General features: G+C 54.1%; 21 protein-coding genes and 1 riboswitch. Of the genes, 12 read left to right on the top strand and 9 right to left on the bottom strand.

Going from position 1 to position 21,923, the window contains the following annotated elements:
• The first annotated feature begins 11 nt into the window (after window positions 1-11).
• The 3 genes from tauB to tauD are packed head-to-tail and all read left to right on the top strand — an operon-like array spanning window position 12 to window position 2,448.
• Window positions 12-779 carry a taurine ABC transporter ATP-binding subunit gene (tauB, locus tag ACR6JA_RS14360; RefSeq protein ID WP_494493741.1) on the top strand — a complete coding sequence of 256 codons (768 nt, stop codon included), beginning with the start codon at window positions 12-14 and terminating at the stop codon, window positions 777-779.
• Window positions 776-1,603 carry a taurine ABC transporter permease TauC gene (gene tauC / locus ACR6JA_RS14355; RefSeq protein ID WP_213715403.1) on the top strand — a complete coding sequence of 276 codons (828 nt, stop codon included), beginning with the start codon at window positions 776-778 and terminating at the stop codon, window positions 1,601-1,603. The genes tauB and tauC overlap by 4 nt, the downstream gene beginning before the upstream one ends.
• Window positions 1,600-2,448, top strand: coding sequence for a taurine dioxygenase (gene tauD, locus ACR6JA_RS14350; protein WP_494493740.1), 849 nt, complete (start codon window positions 1,600-1,602; stop codon window positions 2,446-2,448). The genes tauC and tauD overlap by 4 nt, the downstream gene beginning before the upstream one ends.
• A gap of 42 nt (window positions 2,449-2,490) precedes the next feature.
• On the opposite strand, the gene nepI is transcribed toward tauD, so the two are convergent.
• Entirely contained in the window at window positions 2,491-3,672 is a 1,182-nt protein-coding gene (nepI, locus tag ACR6JA_RS14345) for a purine ribonucleoside efflux pump NepI (RefSeq protein ID WP_213715401.1), read from the bottom strand.
• Between the two features lie 588 nt (window positions 3,673-4,260).
• Here nepI and fimA point away from each other — a divergent pair.
• From fimA to sfmF, 6 genes are all read left to right on the top strand, one after another.
• On the top strand, window positions 4,261-4,815 hold the full coding sequence (gene fimA, locus ACR6JA_RS14340; RefSeq protein ID WP_039298013.1) for a type 1 fimbrial major subunit FimA: 555 nt from the start codon (window positions 4,261-4,263) through the stop codon (window positions 4,813-4,815).
• A gap of 78 nt (window positions 4,816-4,893) precedes the next feature.
• A complete protein-coding gene (gene fimI / locus ACR6JA_RS14335; RefSeq protein WP_213715400.1) occupies window positions 4,894-5,439 on the top strand; it encodes a type 1 fimbrial protein subunit FimI in 546 nt (181 codons plus the stop codon).
• Between the two features lie 44 nt (window positions 5,440-5,483).
• Window positions 5,484-6,179: a type 1 fimbria chaperone FimC gene (gene fimC / locus ACR6JA_RS14330; RefSeq protein ID WP_213715412.1), complete on the top strand. Its 696-nt coding sequence runs from the start codon at window positions 5,484-5,486 to the stop codon at window positions 6,177-6,179.
• A gap of 31 nt (window positions 6,180-6,210) precedes the next feature.
• Window positions 6,211-8,805 carry a fimbrial biogenesis usher protein gene (locus ACR6JA_RS14325; RefSeq protein WP_213715399.1) on the top strand — a complete coding sequence of 865 codons (2,595 nt, stop codon included), beginning with the start codon at window positions 6,211-6,213 and terminating at the stop codon, window positions 8,803-8,805.
• Window positions 8,806-8,832: 27 nt separating this feature from the next.
• Window positions 8,833-9,837: a type 1 fimbria D-mannose specific adhesin FimH gene (gene fimH / locus ACR6JA_RS14320; RefSeq protein WP_008460890.1), complete on the top strand. Its 1,005-nt coding sequence runs from the start codon at window positions 8,833-8,835 to the stop codon at window positions 9,835-9,837.
• A 9-nt stretch (window positions 9,838-9,846) separates the two neighbouring features.
• A complete protein-coding gene (sfmF, locus tag ACR6JA_RS14315; RefSeq protein WP_008460892.1) occupies window positions 9,847-10,368 on the top strand; it encodes a fimbria assembly protein in 522 nt (173 codons plus the stop codon).
• Between the two features lie 75 nt (window positions 10,369-10,443).
• Here sfmF and fimZ read toward each other — a convergent pair whose 3' ends face one another.
• From fimZ to fimW, 4 genes are all read right to left on the bottom strand, one after another.
• Complete coding sequence (fimZ, locus tag ACR6JA_RS14310) at window positions 10,444-11,076, bottom strand: fimbria biosynthesis transcriptional regulator FimZ (RefSeq protein WP_008460895.1); 633 nt, start codon at window positions 11,074-11,076, stop codon at window positions 10,444-10,446.
• Window positions 11,077-11,640: 564 nt separating this feature from the next.
• Window positions 11,641-12,369 (bottom strand): DNA-binding response regulator, encoded by a 729-nt coding sequence (locus ACR6JA_RS14305; RefSeq protein WP_494493739.1) that lies wholly within the window; start codon window positions 12,367-12,369, stop codon window positions 11,641-11,643.
• A gap of 20 nt (window positions 12,370-12,389) precedes the next feature.
• Entirely contained in the window at window positions 12,390-13,097 is a 708-nt protein-coding gene (locus tag ACR6JA_RS14300; RefSeq protein ID WP_494493738.1) for an EAL domain-containing protein, read from the bottom strand.
• Window positions 13,098-13,349: 252 nt separating this feature from the next.
• Window positions 13,350-13,952 (bottom strand): fimbria biosynthesis transcriptional regulator FimW, encoded by a 603-nt coding sequence (fimW, locus tag ACR6JA_RS14295; RefSeq protein ID WP_213715396.1) that lies wholly within the window; start codon window positions 13,950-13,952, stop codon window positions 13,350-13,352.
• A 213-nt stretch (window positions 13,953-14,165) separates the two neighbouring features.
• Here fimW and tsr point away from each other — a divergent pair, with 213 nt between their 5' ends.
• Entirely contained in the window at window positions 14,166-15,830 is a 1,665-nt protein-coding gene (gene tsr, locus ACR6JA_RS14290; RefSeq protein WP_494493737.1) for a methyl-accepting chemotaxis protein, read from the top strand.
• 249 nt (window positions 15,831-16,079) lie between these two features.
• Here tsr and ubiK read toward each other — a convergent pair whose 3' ends face one another.
• Window positions 16,080-16,340: a ubiquinone biosynthesis accessory factor UbiK gene (gene ubiK, locus ACR6JA_RS14285; RefSeq protein ID WP_008460905.1), complete on the bottom strand. Its 261-nt coding sequence runs from the start codon at window positions 16,338-16,340 to the stop codon at window positions 16,080-16,082.
• A 122-nt stretch (window positions 16,341-16,462) separates the two neighbouring features.
• Window positions 16,463-16,611: riboswitch (FMN riboswitch) on the top strand.
• Between the two features lie 94 nt (window positions 16,612-16,705).
• Between ubiK and ribB the strand changes: the two genes are divergently transcribed.
• Window positions 16,706-17,359, top strand: a complete 654-nt coding sequence (gene ribB, locus ACR6JA_RS14280) for a 3,4-dihydroxy-2-butanone-4-phosphate synthase (protein ID WP_008460907.1) — start codon at window positions 16,706-16,708, stop codon at window positions 17,357-17,359.
• 178 nt (window positions 17,360-17,537) lie between these two features.
• A complete protein-coding gene (ygiD, locus tag ACR6JA_RS14275; protein WP_213715394.1) occupies window positions 17,538-18,326 on the top strand; it encodes a 4,5-DOPA-extradiol-dioxygenase in 789 nt (262 codons plus the stop codon).
• A gap of 35 nt (window positions 18,327-18,361) precedes the next feature.
• Here the strand turns inward: ygiD and ACR6JA_RS14270 are convergent, their stop codons facing one another.
• From ACR6JA_RS14270 to tolC, 3 genes are all read right to left on the bottom strand, one after another.
• Window positions 18,362-19,522, bottom strand: coding sequence for a glutathionylspermidine synthase family protein (locus ACR6JA_RS14270; RefSeq protein ID WP_213715393.1), 1,161 nt, complete (start codon window positions 19,520-19,522; stop codon window positions 18,362-18,364).
• Between the two features lie 6 nt (window positions 19,523-19,528).
• Window positions 19,529-20,206: a DUF1190 family protein gene (locus ACR6JA_RS14265; protein ID WP_008460913.1), complete on the bottom strand. Its 678-nt coding sequence runs from the start codon at window positions 20,204-20,206 to the stop codon at window positions 19,529-19,531.
• Window positions 20,207-20,375: 169 nt separating this feature from the next.
• Window positions 20,376-21,860 carry an outer membrane channel protein TolC gene (tolC, locus tag ACR6JA_RS14260; protein ID WP_213715392.1) on the bottom strand — a complete coding sequence of 495 codons (1,485 nt, stop codon included), beginning with the start codon at window positions 21,858-21,860 and terminating at the stop codon, window positions 20,376-20,378.
• Window positions 21,861-21,923 lie beyond the last annotated feature (63 nt).

Below are 21,923 nucleotides of genomic sequence, written 5' to 3'. Positions count from 1 at the left end.
GAGACACGGCGATGCTACAGGTTTCGCATCTCAGCGCGGAGTACGGCGGCAAGCCGGTACTCGACGACATTAATCTGACGGTGGACGAGGGCGAGCTGCTGGTGGTGCTCGGCCCCTCCGGCTGCGGTAAGACCACGCTGCTTAACCTGATCGCCGGTTTCGTTCCCTATCATTCCGGCAGCATTACGCTTCAGGGCAAAACGGTTGCAGGCCCCGGCGCCGAGCGCGGGGTTGTTTTTCAGAATGAAGGGCTGCTGCCCTGGCGATCGGTACTGCATAACGTGGCCTTCGGGCTGCAGCTTGCCGGGCAGGCTAATCCCGAGTGGGAAGAGATTGCGCTCGACATGCTGCGCAAGGTTGGGCTGGAAGATAAGGCGAAAAACGCCATCTGGCAGCTTTCCGGCGGGCAGCGGCAGCGGGTAGGCATTGCCCGGGCGCTGGCGACGAAGCCCCAGCTTTTGTTGCTGGACGAGCCGTTTGGCGCGCTGGATGCCTTTACCCGCGAGCAGATGCAAACCCTGCTGCTGAAGCTGTGGCACGAAAGCCGTCGGCAGGTGCTGCTGATCACCCACGACATTGAAGAGGCGGTCTTTCTGGCGACGGAGCTGGTCTTGCTCTCGCCAGGCCCTGGCCGCGTCCTGGAGCGGCTCCCGCTTGATTTTGGCCGACGCTTTGCCGCCGGGGAGCCGTGCCGCAGCATCAAATCCGATCCAGAGTTTATCGCCAAACGTGAATACGTGCTGAGCCGCGTGTTCGATCAGCGGGAGGGCTTCTTATGAGCGTAGTTATTCAGGACAAACCCGTGCGCCGCAGGTTAGCCTGGCGCTGGCCGTTTTCGCGACAGCTCACCCTGAGCGCAACCACGCTGGTGGCGTTGGTGCTGCTGTGGTGGTGGGTGGCGGCGCAGCACTGGATAAGCCCGCTGTTTCTGCCGCCGCCGGGGCAGGTGCTGGCGAAGCTTATCACCATCGCAGGGCCGCAGGGCTTCATGGACGCCACGCTTTGGCAGCATCTGGCCGCGAGCCTGGGGCGCATTCTTACTGCGCTTGCCGCTGCGGTACTGATTGGTATTCCGGTGGGCATTGCGATGGGGTTGAGTCCCACAGTGCGCGGCATTCTTGATCCGCTGATCGAGCTTTATCGCCCGGTGCCGCCGCTGGCCTATTTGCCGCTGATGGTGATTTGGTTTGGCATCGGCGAGACATCTAAAATCCTGCTGATTTATCTCGCGATTTTTGCACCTGTAGCCATGTCCACCATGGCGGGCGTGCGCAGTGCGAAGCAGGTGCGCATTCGTGCCGCTCAGGCGCTCGGGGCATCTCGCTGGCAGGTTATCTGGCATGTGATTTTGCCGGGCGCGCTGCCGGAAATTTTGACCGGGTTCCGTATTGGGCTTGGCGTGGGCTGGTCCACGCTGGTGGCCGCAGAGCTTATCGCCGCCACGCGCGGGCTGGGCTTTATGGTGCAGTCCGCCGGTGAGTTTCTGGCGACCGACGTGGTGCTGGCCGGGATCGGCGTCATTGCCGTCATCGCATTTTGTTTAGAACTGGGGCTACGGGCGCTACAGCGCCGCCTGACCCCGTGGCATGGAGAAGGGCAATGAGTGAAAAAGTGAACATTAAGCCGTTGGGGCCGTATATCGGGGCGCAGGTTGACGGTGTGGATTTAACGCGCGGCCTGAGCGACAACCAGTTCGAGCAGATTTACCACGCGCTGATCCGCCATCAGGTGCTGTTCTTCCGTCAGCAGGAAATTACGCCCGAGCAGCAGCGCGCGCTGGCTCTGCGCTTTGGTGACCTGCATATTCACCCGGTTTACCCGCATGCCGAAGGCGTGGAAGAAATTATCGTGCTGGATACCCACAACGATAATCCGCCGGATAACGACAACTGGCACACCGACGTGACCTTTATTGACACGCCGCCTGCCGGAGCGATTCTGGCGGCGAAGCAGCTGCCGGAAACCGGCGGCGATACGCTGTGGACCAGCGGGATTGCCGCTTATGAGGCGCTGTCCGAACCGTTTAAAAATCTGTTGTCCGGGCTCGAGGCCGAGCACGATTTCCGTAAATCGTTCCAGGAGTATAAGTACGCCCACAGCGAAGTCGAACACCAGCGCTGGCGCGAAGCCGTGGCGAAGAACCCGCCGCTGCGCCACCCGGTGATTCGCACCCATCCGGTTAGCGGGAGGCAGGCACTTTTCGTCAACGAAGGCTTTACCACGCGCATTGTTAACCTGACAGAAAAAGAGAGCGAGGCGCTGCTGGGCTTCCTGTTTGCCCACATTACCAAACCGGAGTTCCAGGTACGCTGGCGCTGGCAGCAAAACGATATTGCCATCTGGGACAACCGCGTGACGCAGCATTACGCCAACGCAGACTATCTCCCGGCTCGCCGCATTATGCACCGTGCGACAATCCTCGGCGATAAGCCTTTCTGGCGCCGCTGACAGAAAAAAGCGCCCAATGATGGGCGCTTTTTATACCTGTTTTTAGGCCCGAACCTTCACCGTTACCAGCACTGCCGTCAGCAGCATCAGGCTGCCGGACAAAATGAGCGGTGCCAGCAGGCCGAGGTTATCCAGCGCGAGGCCGCCTATTGCCGCCCCGCAGGTGTTGGCCAGTTGAATCACCGCGACCTGAATTGACCCGGCTTTTTCCGCCTGATCCGCCAGCGAGCGGGTGATCCACGTTGACCAGCCGACCGGTACGAGGGCAAAGGCCAGCCCCCAGACAATGGCAATCACTGACGCCACGGCTTTGTTCGCCCCCCACAGCACCAGCACCGCGGCACTGATAGCGAGAATCAACGGCGCACAGGCCAGGGCCAGCTTGAGTGACCGTTTCAGGATCGGAGCGGAAAGAGAGGTGCCGACGAAGCTGGCGATACCGAAGCTCAGCAGCACCAGCGTCAGGCCGTCCACGTCAAAGCCCGACAGGGTCATATAAACCGGGCGAATATAGGTAAAGAACGAGAACTGCCCGGCGAACGCCATGAAAATTGCCAGCATACCCGCCAGCACGCCCGGGCGTTTGAGCAGGCCAAACATGTTTTGCTTCTGGTGCGCCGCTTCACCCGGCAGAGAAGGCAGCGCTTTCCAGACCCAAATAATACAGGCGACACCCATCAGGGCGGCGGCGTTAAAGACGTTGCGCCAGCCGATGATCCCCCCGAGGAAGCTACCCAGCGGGGCGGCAATCACTAGCGCAATCGAGACGGCTCCGAAGATAACGGACAGCGCCTTAGGCACCGTGCGCGCGGGAACAAGGCGCATGGTCAGCGAGGCCGACATGGCCCAGAACCCGCCCAATGCCAGCCCAAGACAGGCGCGACCCAGCAGCAGCAGAGCGAAGTTGCCCGCGAACGAAACCAACAGGCAGGAGGCGGTGAGCAGGACGGCAAAAAGCAGCACCACGCGGCGGCGATCGGTCGATCCAATCAGGTTGGTGACAAACAGGCTGGCAAACATCGCCACAAAGGCGGTGACCGTGACCGACTGCCCGGCAAGGCCTTCGGAGATATTCAGTTCCTGTGCCATCGGCGTCAGCAGGCTAACCGGCAAAAACTCAACGGTAATCAGGCAGGCCACGCAAAACGCGATGGCAAAGACTGCCGACCAGTTGGGACGGGTTATCGAGGTTGCCGGAATGGCATGGGGGGCTGTTTCATTCATCCTGAAGTCCTGGGTCAAAGTGCGGGGCAAGCCTTCCAGTGTATCACCGCTTGCGCAACGTCTTTAACCTTTTGGCAACTTCACTCAGTATTGCGCATTAGGTGTTCAAAATCCCCTTTCTTGTATTAAACAAAAAACAAACAAATTTAACAAAAAGTGAACAATATTCTGGTGCTCAGAGAGCAATATAACCCCCTAAATTAACGAGCCTTTTATCCCTTTTTGCCCGTTTCCCCGAAATGTTTCCCTGGTAATTTCTTAGGCCTCATTAAGACCGCGCTTATATAACATAAAGAATTGGCATCTGTTACTTAATTCAAATTTGGCTTAATTTAGCCACACTTCGTAACCCATCACGAATATATAAAAATTTCATCTTGAATTATTAAAGATAACATCGTTCGGCACATTAAATAATGCGCTGGGAAAGCGTTTGTCTTTAATTCTAATGAAACCACTAAGCATTCTAAGGAATTCCCACAGGATGTGGGGAATGCGTTATGCGGTCATTTAAGACCGATGATGATTCAAACGGAGTCACGAAGGATGCCTGACTCCGATGTGCGTTTTATATATGAAGGAATACCCATGAAATTAAGCAAAATCGCCTCTTCTCTGATCGCCACCGTTGCTCTGGTCAGCAGCGCCGCTAACGCAGCAGATCCTGTTACCGTTAATGGCGGGACCGTGCACTTCCAGGGCGAGCTGGTTAACGCCGCTTGCGCAGTGAGCACGCAGTCCGACGGCCAGATCGTTAAACTGGGCCAGTACCGTACCGCCGCTTTCACCAAAGTGGGCGATACCTCTTCCCAGATCCCATTCAACATCGTTCTGACCGACTGCGATAGCACCGTTGCGGCCACCGCTTCTGTGGCATTCACCGGCCAGACTGATGCGACCGACCCAACGCTGCTGGCGGTAAACTCCGGCGGTAACGCAACCACCGCGAAAGGCGTAGGTATCGAGATCCTGGATCGTACCTCTAAGACCCTGTCTCCGAACGGTTCTACCTTCTCTACCGCTCAGACTCTGAACGACGGTGAGAACACCATTCCGTTCACCGCTCGCTATAAAGCAACCGCTGCCACCGCTACTGCCGGTGCTGCGAACGCGGACGCAACTTTCGTGATGAAATACGAATAATCAGCCACGGCTGAGAGCACAGGGATGATTCAGCCTCACGGATGAGGCTTGTCCGACGCGAGTCCAGAGAGGACGATAATGATAAGGAAAATCCTGCTCCTGGCGATGCTGGCTGCGGTGAATCCCGTTCAGGCAAAGCGCATTGTGGTTATCCACGGTGGGGAAGTGCATATGCAGGGTGAGCTGGTTAACGGCGCCTGCGCCGTCGCGCCTGAAAGTCAGGAAATGACTGTGCAAATGGGCCAGTACCCGAGCAACGTATTTAAAGATGTTGGCAGCTACGCGCCGCCCAGCATTCCTTTTACCCTTCGGCTGACGGACTGTCGCCCGGAGGTTTATGACCATGTGGGCATTGCGTTTCAGGGATCTACACCGGCGGAAGATCCTATGGTCTTTCTGGCTACGTCCAGCGTAAGTGGCAATGACGCCAGCAGTGGCATTGGCCTCGCGTTATTCGACCAACAGCAGCAGTTGATTATTCCCAATAGCGAACCGGCGTCTTATTCGGAAATAACCACGCAGGAAATGAGTTTTCATTTTACTGCCCGTTATCGTGCGGTTTCTAAACATATGTCGCCCGGAAATATTCGCTCTGACGTCTGGTTCACGCTGGTTTATCCCTGAACCTCTGCTTCTCCATTCTGGCTATTTTGATGGTACCTGTCGTGATGAACAAATTATATAAAGCCGCTTCGGCACTGATGCTCTCTTTAATGATGATGACTTTTAATGCGCAGGCTGCGGGCGGTATTGCCCTGGGCGCCACGCGCGTTATTTATCCGGCCGACGCGAAACAAACTTCGCTGGCTATCACCAACAGCGATTCGAAAGAACGCTTCCTGGTGAACTCCTGGATCGAGAACGATCTCGGGCAGAAAGAGAAAAGCTTTGTGGTTACGCCGCCGTTGTTTGTCAGCGAGCCAAAAAGCGAAAACACGCTGCGTATTATCTACGCCGGACCTGCGCTGCCGACGGATCGCGAGTCTATTTTCTGGATGAACGTGAAGGCCATTCCTTCCGTGGATAAAAACAGCATTGAGGGAAAAAACGTCCTTCAACTGGCTGTGCTTTCCCGCATCAAACTGTTTGTACGCCCTAAAAATCTGCAGATGCAGCCGGAAGATGCGCTGAAAGAGATTCGCTTCGCACGCAACGGTCAGTACCTGAAGGTCAGCAACCCTTCGCCTTACTACGTTTCACTGGTCAACCTGAAAATGGGGAGTGAAAAACTGCCTAACACCATGGTGGCACCGAAAAATAGCGTGCAGGTTGCCGTGCCGTCCGGCGTTCAGGGGGCGGTGAGCTTCCAGACCGTGAACGACTACGGCGCGGTGACCAAAGCACAAGCGGGTGTCATGCAGTAACGCCAGGCTGGCAAAGGGAAGCAGGTAAATCATGAAGAGATCAGTCTCGCGTAAGGTGTTTACGCTAGCGCCGCTGGCGGCGACCATTGTGGCCTCACTCTGGCCCGCGTTCGCTGCCGCTGAGAGCTATTTCAACCCGGCATTTTTGTCGGACGATACCGCGACGGTGGCGGATCTGTCTCGTTTCGAAAAAGGCAGCAGCCAGCCGCCGGGCGTTTATCGCGTGGACATCTGGCGCAACGATGAATTTGTTGCCACCGAAGACGTGCATTTTGCTGCGACGGAATCGAAAGTGCCTGCTTCTGAAGCCGTGAAGTCAGGCGGGCTGACGGCCTGCCTCGACGTTGACTGGCTCAAGCGTCTCGGGCTGAATATGCTGGCGTATCCTGAGCTGGCGAAATATAAGTCCGGCGAGTGCGTCCCTGTGACAACGGCGGTGCCAGGTGCGGAAGTGAGCTATGACTTTTCGCGCCTGCGGCTTGATATCAGCCTGCCCCAGGCCTCTTTAATCAACAGCGCCCGCGGCTACATTCCACCGGATCAGTGGGATGAAGGGATCCCGGCGGCGCTGCTGAACTATACCTTCACCGGCAACCGCGGCACGTACAACGACAGCTATTATCTGAACCTGCAAAGCGGGCTGAACCTTGGGCCGTGGCGTCTGCGCAACAACGGCGCATGGAACTACACCAGCGGCGATGGCCGTCACCAGAATCAATGGCAGAACATCAGTACCACGCTGCAGCGCACGATTATCCCGCTCAAGGGCGAGCTGGTGATGGGCGACAGCAACACCGGCAGCGATGTGTTCGACAGCCTTGGGTTCCGTGGGGCGCGCCTCTATTCTTCCGACAGCATGTACCCGGACAGCCTGCAGGGATACGCGCCAACCGTTCGCGGGATCGCCCGTACCAACGCTAAAATTGTCGTCCGCCAGAACGGCTACGTGATTTATCAGAGCTATGTTTCCCCCGGCGCGTTTGCCATCAGCGACCTTAACCCGACATCTTCAAGCGGTGACTTAGAGGTTACGGTAGAAGAGAAAGACGGTTCTGTGCAGAAGTACACCGTGCCTTATTCCACCGTGCCGATGCTGCAGCGTGAAGGCCGGTTTAAATATGACGTGGTGATGGGGGATTTCCGCAGCGGGAATAACCAGCAGGATAAGCCGTTCTTTACTCAGGGAACGCTGATTGCTGGTCTGCCGAACGGCTATACCGCCTATGGCGGAACACAGCTTGCGGAGCGCTATACCGCCGTCGCGTTAGGTGCCGGTAAAAACCTCGGTGACTGGGGGGCGATTTCACTCGATCTTACCCATGCACGCAGCAAGCTGGCGGATGACAGCGATCATCAGGGGCAGTCGCTGCGCTTCCTGTACGCCAAATCCCTGAGCGGCTACGGAACTAACTTCCAGCTGCTGGGCTATCGCTACTCCACGCGCGGTTTTTACACTCTGGATGATGTGGCTTACAGGAACATGGAAGGCTACCAGTACGAGTGGCAAAACAACGACAGCAACCGTCAGGAGCTGGTGGCGACCAGCTATCACAACCTGCGCTACAACAAAAAGGGCAGATTTCAGGTCAATATCTCCCAGTCTCTGGGGGATTACGGCTCGGTCTATGTTTCCGGCAGCCAGCAAACTTACTGGGGAACCGATCAGGACAACACCTGGTACCAGCTGGGGTACTCCAGCGGCTGGCGCGGGATCAGCTACTCACTTTCCTGGTCGTGGAGTAAGTCGCTCGGCCTGGCAGACACCAATCGGATTGTCGCCTTCAACCTTTCGATTCCGTTTAGCACGCTGCTTGGGCACGGTTATTCGCGCGATACGGCGCTGGATCGTGCCTATGCCACGCTGGCCACAAGCCGCAGCTCTGACGGCAAAAACAGCTGGCAATCCGGGGTCGGCGGCACGCTGCTGGAAGGTCGCAACCTGAACTACAGCGTCAGTCAGGGGCATACCAGCAATAACGGCTATTCCGGCAGCGCCACTGCCAACTGGCAGGCCACGTACGGCACGCTTGGCCTGGGCTACAACTATGACCGCAACCAGCATGACTTCAACTGGCAGGCTTCCGGCGGCGTGGTCGGCCATGCGGACGGGGTGACCTTCAGCCAGCCGCTGGGGGACACCAACGTGTTGATTAAAGCGCCGGGCGCTTCCGGCGTCAGCATTGAAAATCAGACCGGGGTGAAAACCGACTGGCGTGGCTATGCCGTTATGCCGTATGCCACGGTTTACCGCTATAACCGCGTAGCGCTCGACACCAACACAATGGACAACCACACCGACATTGAAAACAACGTCAGCAGCGTAGTGCCGACAGAGGGTGCCCTGGTCCGCGCCACCTTCGATGCCCGAATTGGCGTACGCGCCATCCTCACCGTTAAACGCGGCGACCGCCCGGTGCCGTTTGGTTCCGTGGTGCGGGAAGAGCAAAGCGGTGTGACCAGCATGGCCGGTGACGACGGGCAGATTTACCTCAGCGGCCTGCCGCTGAAAGGCAAATTGCTGATCCAGTGGGGCGACGGGAAGGGTTCCCAGTGTCGCGCCAGCTACTCCCTGCCGGAAGAGAGCCTGAAGCAGGCTGTCGTCATGGCAACCGCCACCTGTTCATAGCGTGCGGAGAGATTCAGGAAGATGAAAATGAAACTGAAAAATTTGATGGCCGGGTCGCTGCTACTGGCGTTTGCTGCCCCAGCTCTGGCGACGGTTTGTGAAAACGAGCTTAAGGTCCCAACCGATATTTCGTACGACCTGTCTGACAAATTTAATAGTAGTAACAACAACGTCGGGCAGATCGTGACTCTGAGTGAAAAAACAGGGCTGATTGGGGTGAATGCCATCTGTCCTAAAGGAACGTCGGGGAATACCACCAAGCGTAGCTATGTTACCGATTTACCCATTCAGGAAGTGGTGGGGAGTTATAAATATCTGAAGATAAATGACTACCTTAATGGCGCCATGAAAATAAACGACAGCTATGCAGGCGATTTTTATCCGCCGGTGAGCTACATGCAAATGGGGTCGCACCCTAACGTATCGAAGAACAAACCTTTTGGGGTCACGGATTCGAAGCTGGTGTTTCGCCTTAAAGTCACCCGCCGTTTTATTAACATGGTGCCGATTCCACGCCAGACGATGTTCCGGGTCTACGTAACGACGACCTCTGCGGACCCTTTAGATACAGTCGTTTACACCATCAGCTACAGCGGCAAAGTTGAAGTCCCGCAGACCTGCGAAATCAACGCCGGGCAGGTGGTGGAGTTTGATTTTGGCAGCATCGGGGCATCGTTATTCAGCCAGGCTGGGGCCGGTAACCGCCCGCAAAGCGTGACGCCGCAAAGTAAAACGGTCGGCATCAAATGCACTAATATCGATGCCCAGGCTTACCTCACGCTGCGCCTTGAGGCTGAGAAAAGCAGCGGCAATATGATGATATCCGATAACAGCGATCTGGGCTTTATCGTGGCGAACGCCAGCGGTACGCCGCTGACGCCAAACAACCTTGGCAGCAAGATTAATTTCCAGCTTGATGATGCCGCTGCGGCCCGGGTGGGAATTCGCGCCTGGCCGGTCAGCGTGACGGGCGTTAAGCCGAAGGAAGGGCCGTTCACGGCTCGTGGCTATCTGCGCGTTGATTTCGACTAAGGGGACCTGATGAACAAGTTTATCCTGAGCGCGCTGGCGCTGGTCCCGATACTCTGCGTGCCCTCAGTGAAAGCGGCCTCGCCGCTGGGGGAAATCAACGTTGAGCTGCATGGAACAATCGTGGATTACACCTGTGTCGTGGAGACGGGCGGGGACAATAAGACGGTGAAGCTTGGCTCGTGGCCGACCAAACAGCTGCGCACCGCCGGGAGCACAACTCAGGCAATGCCGTTTAACCTGAAGCTTACCGGTTGTCCTCCGAGCGGCACCGCATCAATCACCTTTAATGGCAAGAGTACCGGCACGGGACTGCTGGCGCTAAACGCTGCCAGTACGGCGAAAAATGTGGCCATTGAGCTACTGAATGAGGATAAGTCCCGATTGTTGTTGAATGATGCCAGTAAAACGATGCCGGTTGATGCCAACGGCGATGTGACGCTCAAGTTTTGGGCAAACTATATTGCCACGGCGGACAATGCGGATGCCGGGCTGGCCAATGCGGATGCGACATTTCTGATTAACTACAATTAAAACATCGTTAATGGTTCCAGAAAATAACCGGGAGGAGTCTTCCCGGTATTTCCGCTTCCGGTGCGTAATGGTCCTTTATAGCAGTTCATGCACCTTGGCATAGTCAATCAGCTCGACAATGGAAGTGAGTCCGAGTTTAGAGAATATATTAGCTTTATGTGCGCTAATGGTCTTGTTACTCAGTAATAGCTGTTCGGCAATCTCTTTATTCGACAGGCCGTTTGCCAAATAACGCAAGACTGTGATTTCGCGGTTGGATAACGGCATATCGTCCATCGTTCCCCGGCGTGATTTATGGCTGCTGATAAAATGCAGCGTTTCCGAAGGGAAAAAGGAGTAGCCAGAAAGCAACATTTCAACCGCGTTAAATATATCTTCCTGTTCCTTACGTTTGCTCACAAATCCGTTGGCGCCGGCCTGAATAGCGCGCCCTGCGTAAAACGACTCTGATTTTGACGACAGGAAAAGGATTTTGGTTTTTTCCTGTAATCCTTTGATTCTTTTAAGTAATGTAAAGCCATCTGTGTTGGGGAGTTCAACGTCAAGAATCACCAGATCGACTGGATTCGCGCGCATATAGTCGATAACTTCCCGACCATCATCTGTTTTTAAAACAACATTAATATCTTTATTTTTCTGGAGGAGAACTTCTATCGACATTCTGACAATAGGATGCTCGTCCATAATGATTACGGATGCCGGTTTCATTTTTTTTTGCCTCGATTGTTTGATAAAAACATCGCTTTGACACAGCGTCAATGGCAGCGAAAGTGATAAACAGTGAGTTGGCGGTTGCCGGTCTTTATGCGGGAACCTCCTTGTTTTTTTTAACTCTCTTCCTTTTTAAATTCGTTATTGTCGGCGGGAGAATGACTGCCTAAATAACTTCACATGTAATCCTTATAGATGCCATGGCAAATATAAATATGTGATGAGGTGATTATACAGCGCAGTTTTTGTGGGAAAAGTCTGATGTTCCTGGAATAAGTCTAAGTCAACACGAAATGCTGTGTAGTTAATTGACCTTTTTCTAAATTGAATTAACGAACCTAATTTTTTAGTTAAGGTGGGTTAAAAGACTTTTTATTGGAGAAAAAATGACATTTAGTTCTGAATGTTGTTATTTTGTTTTGGATCAAAAAGTGCTGAGTGGCGTCATAGCGGAATAATTGCTTCCAGGAATAGTTGTAATTGTTAATTTTTTGTTTGTTTTTAACTCAATTTGAACATTGAAATTAAGTAAATTCTTAAAATATCTTATGCCTCAGTAGGTTAGTTCGATAGCCAATGTGCGCTATTTGCAACAGAAATTTCATGTAGAAGGTGCAGCAATTTACTGCGGTTATCGAGCGCTAGTCGGGTCAGCAAAACGTTGAAGCGGTAAACGACGTAATGATAGGGTTTCTCAAGTAAAAGGGCGATTGATTTCAATGACTCTCCGCGGCTCAGCGCCAGTAAAATCGCCCACTCTCTGAGGGAAAAAACCTGCGTGTCGTAACTCGACGCCAAATCTGGGTCGCCGGGGCTTAAAGCCTGTTTCAGTTTGTCCGGGGGCAGACGACGCTCGACAATCTTGCAGCCAACGGCCTGCTGAATAAATCGTGTGATTTCTGGCTTTCGCTGCGCGCTAAGCAGCATGATTTGGTGTTGCGGCGTGGTGATAATTTGCTGGCGAATGGCCTTCAAAACGTCAAGTGTGGGGATCTCCAGGCTGTCGAGGTCGACGATCAGTCGCGGTACGGGAGAGTGCACCTGATGCGCGATAACGTCATCCAGCGAAGAGAGCACGGGAATGTTAAGGCGATGGAAAAGAGTGCCGGTGATTGCGCTGCTGAGGAAATTGTCGGCAGAAACGAGGATGGCATCGGGCTTCTTTGGTTTTTGCCCCCCAATCAATTGCTGTTGAATATATTCGAGTCGATCAAAAAAAAGTGGCGCGGTGGAGTTGGCGGGGTTTAGAAGATAATCAGTCCTGGTACGACGGTGTTTATTTCGCCTCATAGCTGCGCACATAAGCCTGCTCACAATGACAAGGTATCAGAGAGCAGCCAGCGTTTATGCGGCCATAAATAGCCTTGCCCGAAGCTGGCACCTGACTGGCGAGCGAGCTCGAGATGATGTGTGTCTTCGATACCTTCAATGATAATGTGAGGTGAAATGTCCGCGCACCGTGCGACCAGGCGTTGAAGTGCCCTGGGATTTTTACCGAGCGTCCAGAATGCTTGCTTATCAATTTTTACTCCGCCGACATCAATGGCGTAGCGGTGGAAGCTTTCAATACAGCCCTCGGTAAGGTCATCCAGCCATACCGATATCCTTTGTTGCTGTAACAGCTTAATTCGCTCACACAGGCAAAGCTGATGCTGCCTGGAGCACAGACCAAAAAGTGGAGCATCCTGTATCTCAATTGTTATCCATGATTCGCAAACATCAAGCAGCCGCGTGAATAGCCGCTCGTCAATCAGCGCCATAAGAGGAAGGTTAAGGCAGTATCTTCCGGGTTTTGGTCGGGACTTCAGCAGTTCGGTTTGGTGGCAAAAAAGTGCCACGCTGTCGGAAGCCGGCAGATTTGCAAAAAAAACGTCAGGATCGCGCGACGGCGTTAGCTGACTGAGTACTTCGTAATGAATAACGTGTCCGCTGAATAAATTAACAATCGGCTCCAGGCGGAGGCCGGATATATGCTGGTCAACAGATAATAAAATGTTATCGCTAGAAATATTTATCATTATTTTGTCGCTAATTGTGACAATTATTACTGAATTGCTGAACGATCAATGACCTGAGAGGTAGGGTTGGTATGCTGTCAGCAAATTTGGAGATTATTCTGAGCGTATTCTCTCAGCGACACGAATGAGTGAATAGCAGGGATGGCTTATTCCAGGTTGCGAAAATTCGCAACCCAAAAGAGTGAAGGCGGCGTTTTTTTAATAATTAAGAGTAATTCCCTGGCATAATAAGAAAATACTTAATTAGAAAATTCAATCCAACAAGAATGGCAAATTGAGCTTGATATAATTCATGAGTTTATATTGGTTCTTGATATTAAGTTTTTTCATAATCGACAGTCGTTTATCCCGCGCTGCATTTTCATCAATATGCATAATAAAAGCCGCGTCAATCAGTGAGTAACCACAGGCCATTAGCTTCAGCAATTCACGCTCCTGCATGTTGAAATGCCGTGTAGTGCAGTAGTGGCAAATGGACGTAGGCACCGGCAGGGTGTTTTTTTTGCGCCGTTCGGGATCGACCCAGGGGGCCAGTTTGAGCCTGACATCTTCGACCTCATCCTCACGGTAAATAGACGGCAGCATATACAGGCAGGGACGAAACATCAGGTTCTCCTGATCCTGCTTTTTGCAGATCAGGATCACCCGCTGATGGCGCGTGGTCTGCGGTATTTTGTAGCAGTTGGCGGTTGACCAGTTGTCATCTAATGCGAAAAAAACCAGATCGGCGACGTCCTGGTGCGCCAACGGTAGGAAATGATAAGTCTCGCTAAACTGACGGCAGAGCTGCTGGATAATAATTTTAATGCCATTGGCAAAATGGCTATTTCTTTCACAGATAGCAACGGTAAGCATGCCTTCCTCCAGGCTGGTTGACTATTAAAAAAATGATAGTGAAAAAAACTCGGTTTATGAATGTGTTACGACTTAACCCCGCAGGTGTGGCGGATGAATTATTGCCAGGCCATTTCCTGGGAGTAGCAGAAAAAACGGCAAAAAAACGCTTTGGGTAAAGTTTTCTGCTGTTACGCCGATGATTAAGACTTGTCTTACAGGGAATGAGAAGCAATGTTAAACCGTATCAAAATCGTTACAAGCTTACTGGTCGTCCTGGGGCTGTTTGGCATTTTGCAGATAGCTTCCGGCGGATTGTTCTTCAATGCGCTGAAGCAGGACAAAGAAAATTTCACCGTTCTACAAACCATTCGTCAGCAGCAGTCAACGCTGAACGGCAGCTGGGTCGCGCTGTTGCAGACCCGTAACACCCTGAACCGCGCCGGTATTCGCTACATGATGGATGCCAATAAAATTGGCAGCGGTGCAACCGTTGAAGAACTGATGGCGATTGCCAGCACTTCGCTGAAACAGGCTGAGGTTGAGTGGGCGGCTTATGAAGCTTTACCGCGTGATCCACGCCAAAGCGACGCGGCCGCACAAGAAATTAAGCGTAACTACGATATTTATCACGGTGCGCTGGCGGAGCTGATTCAACTGCTTGGCGCGGGGAAAATTAATGAATTCTTCGATCAGCCAACCCAGGGGTATCAGGATGGCTTTGAGAAGCAATACGTTAACTATCTGCAGCAAAACGACCACCTTTATCAGGAAGCGGTCGACAGCAGCAACAGCTCCTACAGCATGGCGATTTGGATCCTGATTGGCGTCCTGATTGTGGTGCTGGTGGTGATCCTTGTGGTCTGGCAGGGGATCCGCACCACGCTTATCTCTCCGCTGAATCGCCTGATCGAAAGCATTCGCCATATCGCCAGCGGCGATCTGGTGCGCAAAATCGACGTGGAAGGCACCAACGAAATGGGGCAGCTGGCCGAGAACCTGCGCCATATGCAAAACGAGCTGGTGATTACCGTGGGCGAGGTCCGCAACGGCGCGAATGCCATTTATAGCGGCGCCAGCGAGATCTCCATCGGCAATAACGATCTCTCTTCTCGTACCGAACAACAGGCGGCTTCGCTTGAGGAAACGGCCGCGAGCATGGAGCAACTGACTGCCACGGTTAAACAGAATGCTGAAAACGCCCGTCAGGCTAGCCAGCTGGCGCTAAGCGCCTCTGAAACCGCGCAGCGCGGCGGTAAAGTCGTGGACAATGTGGTGCATACCATGAGCGAAATTGCCGGCAGTTCGCAGAAAATTGCTGACATTATTAGCGTCATTGACGGCATCGCTTTCCAGACCAACATCCTGGCTCTTAACGCCGCCGTTGAAGCTGCCCGTGCGGGTGAGCAGGGACGTGGTTTTGCCGTGGTAGCCGGGGAAGTGCGTAATCTGGCGCAGCGTAGCGCGCAGGCCGCGAAAGAGATCAAAACCCTGATTGAGGATTCGGTTAGCAAGGTGGATACCGGCTCAACGCTGGTTGAAAGCGCCGGGGAAACCATGGGGGAAATCGTTAATGCGGTGACCCGCGTGACCGATATCATGGGCGAGATTGCCTCTGCTTCTGACGAGCAAAGCCGCGGGATCGATCAGGTTGGGTTAGCGGTTGCAGAAATGGACCGTGTGACCCAGCAGAACGCCGCGCTGGTGGAGGAGTCTGCCGCCGCCGCCGCCGCGCTGGAAGAACAGGCCAGCAGGCTCACGCAGTCCGTTTCCGTATTCCGTATCGCTCAGGAACGCCAGGACAAAGCCCAGGCCGCTACGCCAAAGGCTGTCGCGACGGCGGCTGCACCGCGTAAAGCCGTGGCTGCTACGTCTGACGATAACTGGGAAACCTTCTGATTTAACAACATTGAGTCAACCACGGCGGCCTTTGCTGCCGTGGTTTTCTTGTTGGGATAAATATGGCGCTCGCCATGAAATTCTTAGAAAAAATAACGCTAAGCAAATGACTTCTTTTGCTTTTGGCGTCTATGTATAAGATACAGCCAGCCCGTCTGTTTTAAAGAAGGTTTATTATTGCCGGCTGTTTTTTGAAATCTTGAGTCAATCAAGATGAAACCCCCGCCAGGCAGACGGGGGAAACGGGGATTACTCGGCGTCTTTCGGGGCTTCGCGGTTTTCCAGTTCGGTCAGTCGCTGCTCCAGCAGAGCCAGTTTCTCGCGGGTGCGCAGCAGGACCTGAGTTTGCACGTCAAACTCTTCGCGGCTCACAAGGTCAAGACGGGTCAACTGAGACTGCAGGATCTGGCGTACTTTCTTCTCCACATCATCCCCGAACTCACGAATCCCTTTCGGCATTGACTCATGGACCTGGCGGGCGATTTGTTCAATTTTTTTCGGGTCAATCATAGCGGCTTCCATTATCTGGCGAGTAATAGGGCTAATTGTAATGCCTGATTGCCAGGGGATAAACTGGAAATGTTGCCTGTGTAATCGTTGCCCACAAAAATGATTAGCGCTATAGTGAACCTGCTTATTCTCAGGGCGGGGCGAAACTCCCCACCGGCGGTAAATCAGCGAATGCTGAAAGCCCGCGAGCGCTTCAGGCTTTGCCTGAAGGTCAGCAGATCCGGTGTAATTCCGGGGCCGACGGTTAAAGTCCGGATGGGAGAGAGTAACGATCACGTCAGGCCCTGGCCTGCCCGCGTTATTTTTTTAGCTCCTAAGACTGCCCTGATTCTGGTAACCATAATATTAATGAGGTTTTTATTACCATGAATCAGACGCTACTTTCTGCATTTGGCACCCCGACTGAGCGCGTTGAGCGTGCTCTTGATGCGCTTCGCGAAGGCCGTGGCGCCATGGTTCTCGACGATGAAAATCGTGAGAACGAAGGCGATATGATCTTCCCGGCTGAAACGATGACTGTGGAGCAAATGGCGCTGACCATTCGCCACGGGAGCGGCATTGTTTGCCTGTGCCTTACCGACGAACGCCGTAAACAGCTCGATCTGCCGATGATGGTCGAAAACAACACCAGCGCTTTCGGCACCGGGTTTACCGTGACCATCGAAGCCGCTCACGGTGTGACAACCGGCGTTTCCGCAGCTGACCGTCTGACCACCGTTCGTGCAGCTATTGCCGACGGCGCTAAGCCGAGCGACCTGCACCGCCCTGGTCACGTTTTCCCGCTGCGTGCGCAGCCGGGCGGCGTGTTAACTCGCGGCGGCCATACCGAAGCCACTATCGATCTCGTTTCCCTTGCCGGTTTCAAACCTGCGGGTGTGCTGTGTGAACTGACCAACGACGACGGCACCATGGCGCGTGCGCCGGAGTGCATCGAGTTTGCCCGCAAACATAATATGGCGGTTGTGACCATCGAAGATTTGGTGGAATATCGCCAGGCGCAAGCCCGTAAAGCTAGCTAAAAAAGTAAAGCCCGGTCAGCGCGATCGGGCTTTTGTTTTTCACTCCCGCCTCGCTGTTTTCGTCTTTTTCGTCCTGTTCAAAATTTCTGATGATCATCATCATGCTTATCTGAGTTCTTCCCACAAAAATTGGGCGTAATCTGTGTGTATTGAATCTTAGCCCTTTAAGGACACCATCATGACAAGCCCACGTATGCCCGCGCTGTTCCTTGGCCACGGCAGCCCGATGAACGTGCTGGAAGATAACCGCTATACCCGCGCCTGGGCTCAGCTCGGCGAAACGCTGCCGCGGCCAAAAGCGATTGTGGTGGTGTCGGCCCACTGGTTCACCCGTGGAACGGGCGTGACCGCGATGGAGGCGCCGAAGACGATCCACGACTTTGGTGGTTTTCCGCAGGCGCTGTATGACACGCATTACCCGGCACCCGGCTCGCCTGAGCTGGCGCGGCAGCTAGTTGATCTGCTGGCACCGACGCCGGTGGCGTTGGATAAAGAGGCATGGGGCTTTGACCACGGCTCGTGGGGGGTGCTGATCAAGATGTACCCTAACGCGGATATCCCGATGGTGCAGCTGAGCATTGACAGCACGAAGCCGGCAGCCTGGCATTTGGAGATTGGCCGCAAACTGGCCACGCTACGTGACCAGGGCATTATGCTGGTGGCGAGCGGTAACGTGGTGCATAACCTGCGAACCGCGCGCTGGCACGGCGAAAATACGCCTTATCCCTGGGCCGAGTCGTTTAACGATTATGTTAAAGCCAACCTGACCTGGCAGGGGCCTGCGGAGGAGCATCCACTGGTGAACTATCTCAGTCATGAAGGTGGTTCACTTTCTAACCCGACGGCGGAGCATTTCCTGCCGCTGCTTTATGTACTGGGCGCGTGGGACGGAAAAGAGCCGGTGACGATTCCGGTCGATGGCATAGAGATGGGATCGCTGAGTATGCTGTCGGTTGTGGTAGGATAAACAGAAAAGCGCCCAATGGGCGCTTTTCTAGCGATCTATTCCATAAAGATATGCGGATAGAAACGGGAAAGATCCTGGGTGATAAGTTCGCGATCTTCACGAATCCCGATCCCTGCTGGCTGATCGTTAATAAGCCAGCTGCCAATCAGCGTATAGCTGTCGCCGAATTTTGGTAGCTGATAGAACTGCTGGACGATCATGCCTTCTTCGCCGTACGGCCCGTCAACGCGCGCGATCTCCTGGCCATTCTCGATGATCTTCACGTTGGCGCCTTCGCGGGAAAAAATTGGCTTCACGACGTATTTTTCCATCGGCGGGAAGTTGTCTTCGGCGAAATAAGCCGGCAGCAGGTTAGGGTGACCCGGGAACATCTCCCACAGCATCGGCAGCAGGGCTTTGTTGGAGATAATGCTTTTCCAGGCTGGCTCCAGCCAGCGCACGCCGGCATCTTCCAGCTTGGTGGAGAACATCTCGCGGAGCATGAATTCCCACGGGTAGAGCTTGAACAGGTTGCTGATAACCTGATCCTGCAGATCGGTAAACTGACCTTTCTCGCCGAGGCCAATTTCCTCGATAAACAGGAACTCACTGGCGACGTCAGATTCGGCGGCGCAGTCCTGCAAATATTGCACGGTGCCGCGATCTTCTACCGTGTCCTGACAGCAGGCAAAGTGCAGCAGATTGAAACCATGCTGCTGCTTGAGTTCGGCGAAACGTTCGATCAGCTTTTCCTGCAGGCTGTTGAACTGATCTGCGCCTTCGGGCAGATTGCCCGCAGCCACCTGATCTTCAAGCCAGATCCACTGGAAGAAAGCCGCTTCATACAGCGACGTTGGCGTATCGGCATTGTTTTCCAGCAGCTTGGGTTCACCCACGCCATCCCACGCCAGATCCAGGCGGGAATAAAGGGAGGGCTGCTGGCTGCGCCATGATTGGCGAACAAATTCCCAGGTGTGTTTCGGAATGCGGAAACGGGCCATTAGCTCGTCGCTGGCCACCACTTTTTCCACAACCTGCAGACACATTTGATGCAGCTCGGCGGTGACCTCTTCCAGGCGTTCAACCTGAGCCAGCGTGAGCTTGTAATAGGCGTCTTCACACCAGTACGGCTCCCCGTACATGGTGTGAAAATTGAAGCCGTATTCTGTGGCTTTTTCGCGCCAGTCCGGGCGTTCAACGATAGAAACTCTTTCCATGATTTATCAGCCGCCCATCGAACGGCTGCTGCCGGAGGTGGCGCTGCTGCGCTGCATGGTGGATTGCTTGGCCACTGACTCACCAAAGCCGCCGCGAGTCACCGTTGAGGTGGTCGCAGGTTTTGGTGCCATCGCGCTTTTCGGGACGGTTGTCGTCCGGCCTGGGGTGGCCGCGCCGTAGCTTTTACCGCTGGCATCGGCGTACTTGCCGTAAGCCGGGCTGGCCGGGTTTTTTGAGGTAAACAGCGGCTGCTGCGCAAAGCCCGCGCCGCCGCCCATCAGACGGCCCATCATGTAGCCCGCCATCAGCGGCATCCAGAAGCTGCCGCTTTGCTGCGGTTGAGCCTGAGCCTGGCTTTCACCGGCAAGGCTTGCCTGTGCAGGGGCTGGCTGGCACTGGCCTTCGCCAAACTCGGCAACGCAGGCTTCACGGGAAGCATACTTCGGTGCCGTGCGCTCGGCTTCTTTCAGAGCGTTATTATAGGCGGTGGTACATTCCGCGCTTTTGCTCGGGTTTGCCTGCGAGCAGTCGTCCGCGTTTTGGTACATTGAGACGGTTTCGTCGCTTTGTTCACAGCCAGCCAGCATAAAGACGGCGGTGACAGCCAACGCCACCGGCGTTAAATGGCGTGCGTTCCAGCTTTTGCGGAACGATGAATGATTTATATTTTTTGTCCGTTTCATTTAATCAGTCCTGAGCCCAGTAGGTTTGGTGCTAAGGATAGGGGATGAGCGGTTGAAATTGAAGCGATGTTGGCCTGTTGGCAGGAGATCTTTACGTTGCCTTACGTTCAAACGCGAGGCAGAAAAAAAGGGGCGTAAAAATACGCCCCTTTCGTTGGCATTCCCGAGATTAATTAGCGAATGGGTTCGCTTTTTTCCCGCTGGTGGCCGCAGCCGGAGTGGCATGAGTTGCCTTAGTGGAAACCGTCGCTGGCGCGGTGTTGTAACCGTCAGCCCGGGCATCCTGCTCTGGGGTTTCCGGCGCAACGCTGTCCGCAGAGGTTGAAACCGGTTTGCCCAGCGTATTGTTCAGCGCAATCAGATCTTGCTCGTTCAACGTACCCAATGCTGATTTAATATTCAGCTGATTAATCAGGTAGTTATAACGTGCGCTGGAGAGTTGCTGTTTGGCGTTATACAGCGTGGTGGTCGCATCCAGCACGTCAACGATAGTACGGGTACCCACCGAGTAGCCGGCTTCCATCGCATCCAGGGAGCTTTGTGCAGACACAACGGCCTGTTTGTAAGCGTTGATGGTGCTGATAGAGGCGTTCACGTTATTAAAGGAAGAACGCACGGTCTGTACCACGCTGCGGTGCGCGCTTTCCAACTGCTCGCTGGCACCCACAAAGTTGTACTGAGCCTGTTTAACCTGAGAGTTAACCTGGCCACCCTGGTACAGCGGCAGGGAGAAGCTCAGGCCAACCTGGTTCTGCCCTTTATAGCTGTTGTCATACTGCGAATTGCCGGAAGTTTTAGAACCATTGTAGCTGCTGTTAGTGACGCCGCTGGACGCGTTCAGGCTCAGGGTCGGCAGGTGGCCGTCTTCAGCCAGGCGAATTTGTTCGCGGGCAAGATCCTGGCTCAGACGAGCCTGAAGCAGGCTAAGGTTGCGTTTCTCAGCATCTTTTAGCAGGTTATTGACTGCATCTGGCTTGGTGGTTTTGAAACCGTCTACGTTCAGAGAAGCCAGGCTCAGATAGTCGTTCCCGGTGACCTGACGCAGTGATTCCACCGCGTTGTCCAGGTTATTACGGGCGGTGACTTCGTTCGCCAGCACTGTGTCGTACTGCGCGCGGGCGTTCTGCACGTCAGTGATGGCAACCAGGCCTACGTTAAAGCGCTGAGTGGTTTGATCCAACTGGCGGTAGATGGCCTGTTTCTGCGCTTCAGTATAGGAAAGCGCGTCAATGGCGCTCAGCACGTTAAAATAGGCTGTGGCCGTGTTCAGGATCAGAGACTGCTGATCGGTCTGGAAGCTAACATCCTGAATCCCTGCTGTTTTTTCCTGCAGGCTCAGCGCGCGCCATTTCGACATATCAAAAATAGTTTGCGTCAGCTGTAATGTTGCACTGGTCGTGTTGGAGTTAACGCCATTAGAGTCGCGAAAACCGTTGCCGTAGGTGTAATCTGCACCCAGGCCCAGCTGTGGTAATAATGGGCTGCGTGCTTCATTAATTTTTTCGAATGCGGCGTCACGGTCAGCAGCGGATTTACGCAGGTCCGGGTTGCTGGTGCGCGCCTGTTGATAAACCTGCAGCAGGTTTTCTGCCTGGCTCATGGCGCTGAAACCCGTTAGGCTCAGACCGATAAGAATGGGGAGCAGTTTCTTCATTTGCATTCCTTGTTGTGAAGCAGAATTATTTTGTTTAACGCCGACAGGAGTCAAAGATGATCG

This window comes from Cedecea sp. B1(4) (assembly GCF_059414925.1).
Note: the sequence above shows the minus strand (reverse complement) of the source record. Positions and strands in the feature narration are given on the sequence as shown.

Coding starts and splice junctions, on each gene's coding strand:
- tauB (WP_494493741.1), top strand. CDS start 12: ATGCTACAGGTTTCGCATCTCAGCGCGGAGTACGGCGGCAAGCCGGTA.
- tauC (WP_213715403.1), top strand. CDS start 776: ATGAGCGTAGTTATTCAGGACAAACCCGTGCGCCGCAGGTTAGCCTGG.
- tauD (WP_494493740.1), top strand. CDS start 1,600: ATGAGTGAAAAAGTGAACATTAAGCCGTTGGGGCCGTATATCGGGGCG.
- nepI (WP_213715401.1), bottom strand. CDS start 3,672: ATGAATGAAACAGCCCCCCATGCCATTCCGGCAACCTCGATAACCCGT.
- fimA (WP_039298013.1), top strand. CDS start 4,261: ATGAAATTAAGCAAAATCGCCTCTTCTCTGATCGCCACCGTTGCTCTG.
- fimI (WP_213715400.1), top strand. CDS start 4,894: ATGATAAGGAAAATCCTGCTCCTGGCGATGCTGGCTGCGGTGAATCCC.
- fimC (WP_213715412.1), top strand. CDS start 5,484: ATGAACAAATTATATAAAGCCGCTTCGGCACTGATGCTCTCTTTAATG.
- ACR6JA_RS14325 (WP_213715399.1), top strand. CDS start 6,211: ATGAAGAGATCAGTCTCGCGTAAGGTGTTTACGCTAGCGCCGCTGGCG.
- fimH (WP_008460890.1), top strand. CDS start 8,833: ATGAAACTGAAAAATTTGATGGCCGGGTCGCTGCTACTGGCGTTTGCT.
- sfmF (WP_008460892.1), top strand. CDS start 9,847: ATGAACAAGTTTATCCTGAGCGCGCTGGCGCTGGTCCCGATACTCTGC.
- fimZ (WP_008460895.1), bottom strand. CDS start 11,076: ATGAAACCGGCATCCGTAATCATTATGGACGAGCATCCTATTGTCAGA.
- ACR6JA_RS14305 (WP_494493739.1), bottom strand. CDS start 12,369: ATGAGGCGAAATAAACACCGTCGTACCAGGACTGATTATCTTCTAAAC.
- ACR6JA_RS14300 (WP_494493738.1), bottom strand. CDS start 13,097: ATGATAAATATTTCTAGCGATAACATTTTATTATCTGTTGACCAGCAT.
- fimW (WP_213715396.1), bottom strand. CDS start 13,952: ATGCTTACCGTTGCTATCTGTGAAAGAAATAGCCATTTTGCCAATGGC.
- tsr (WP_494493737.1), top strand. CDS start 14,166: ATGTTAAACCGTATCAAAATCGTTACAAGCTTACTGGTCGTCCTGGGG.
- ubiK (WP_008460905.1), bottom strand. CDS start 16,340: ATGATTGACCCGAAAAAAATTGAACAAATCGCCCGCCAGGTCCATGAG.
- ribB (WP_008460907.1), top strand. CDS start 16,706: ATGAATCAGACGCTACTTTCTGCATTTGGCACCCCGACTGAGCGCGTT.
- ygiD (WP_213715394.1), top strand. CDS start 17,538: ATGACAAGCCCACGTATGCCCGCGCTGTTCCTTGGCCACGGCAGCCCG.
- ACR6JA_RS14270 (WP_213715393.1), bottom strand. CDS start 19,522: ATGGAAAGAGTTTCTATCGTTGAACGCCCGGACTGGCGCGAAAAAGCC.
- ACR6JA_RS14265 (WP_008460913.1), bottom strand. CDS start 20,206: ATGAAACGGACAAAAAATATAAATCATTCATCGTTCCGCAAAAGCTGG.
- tolC (WP_213715392.1), bottom strand. CDS start 21,860: ATGAAGAAACTGCTCCCCATTCTTATCGGTCTGAGCCTAACGGGTTTC.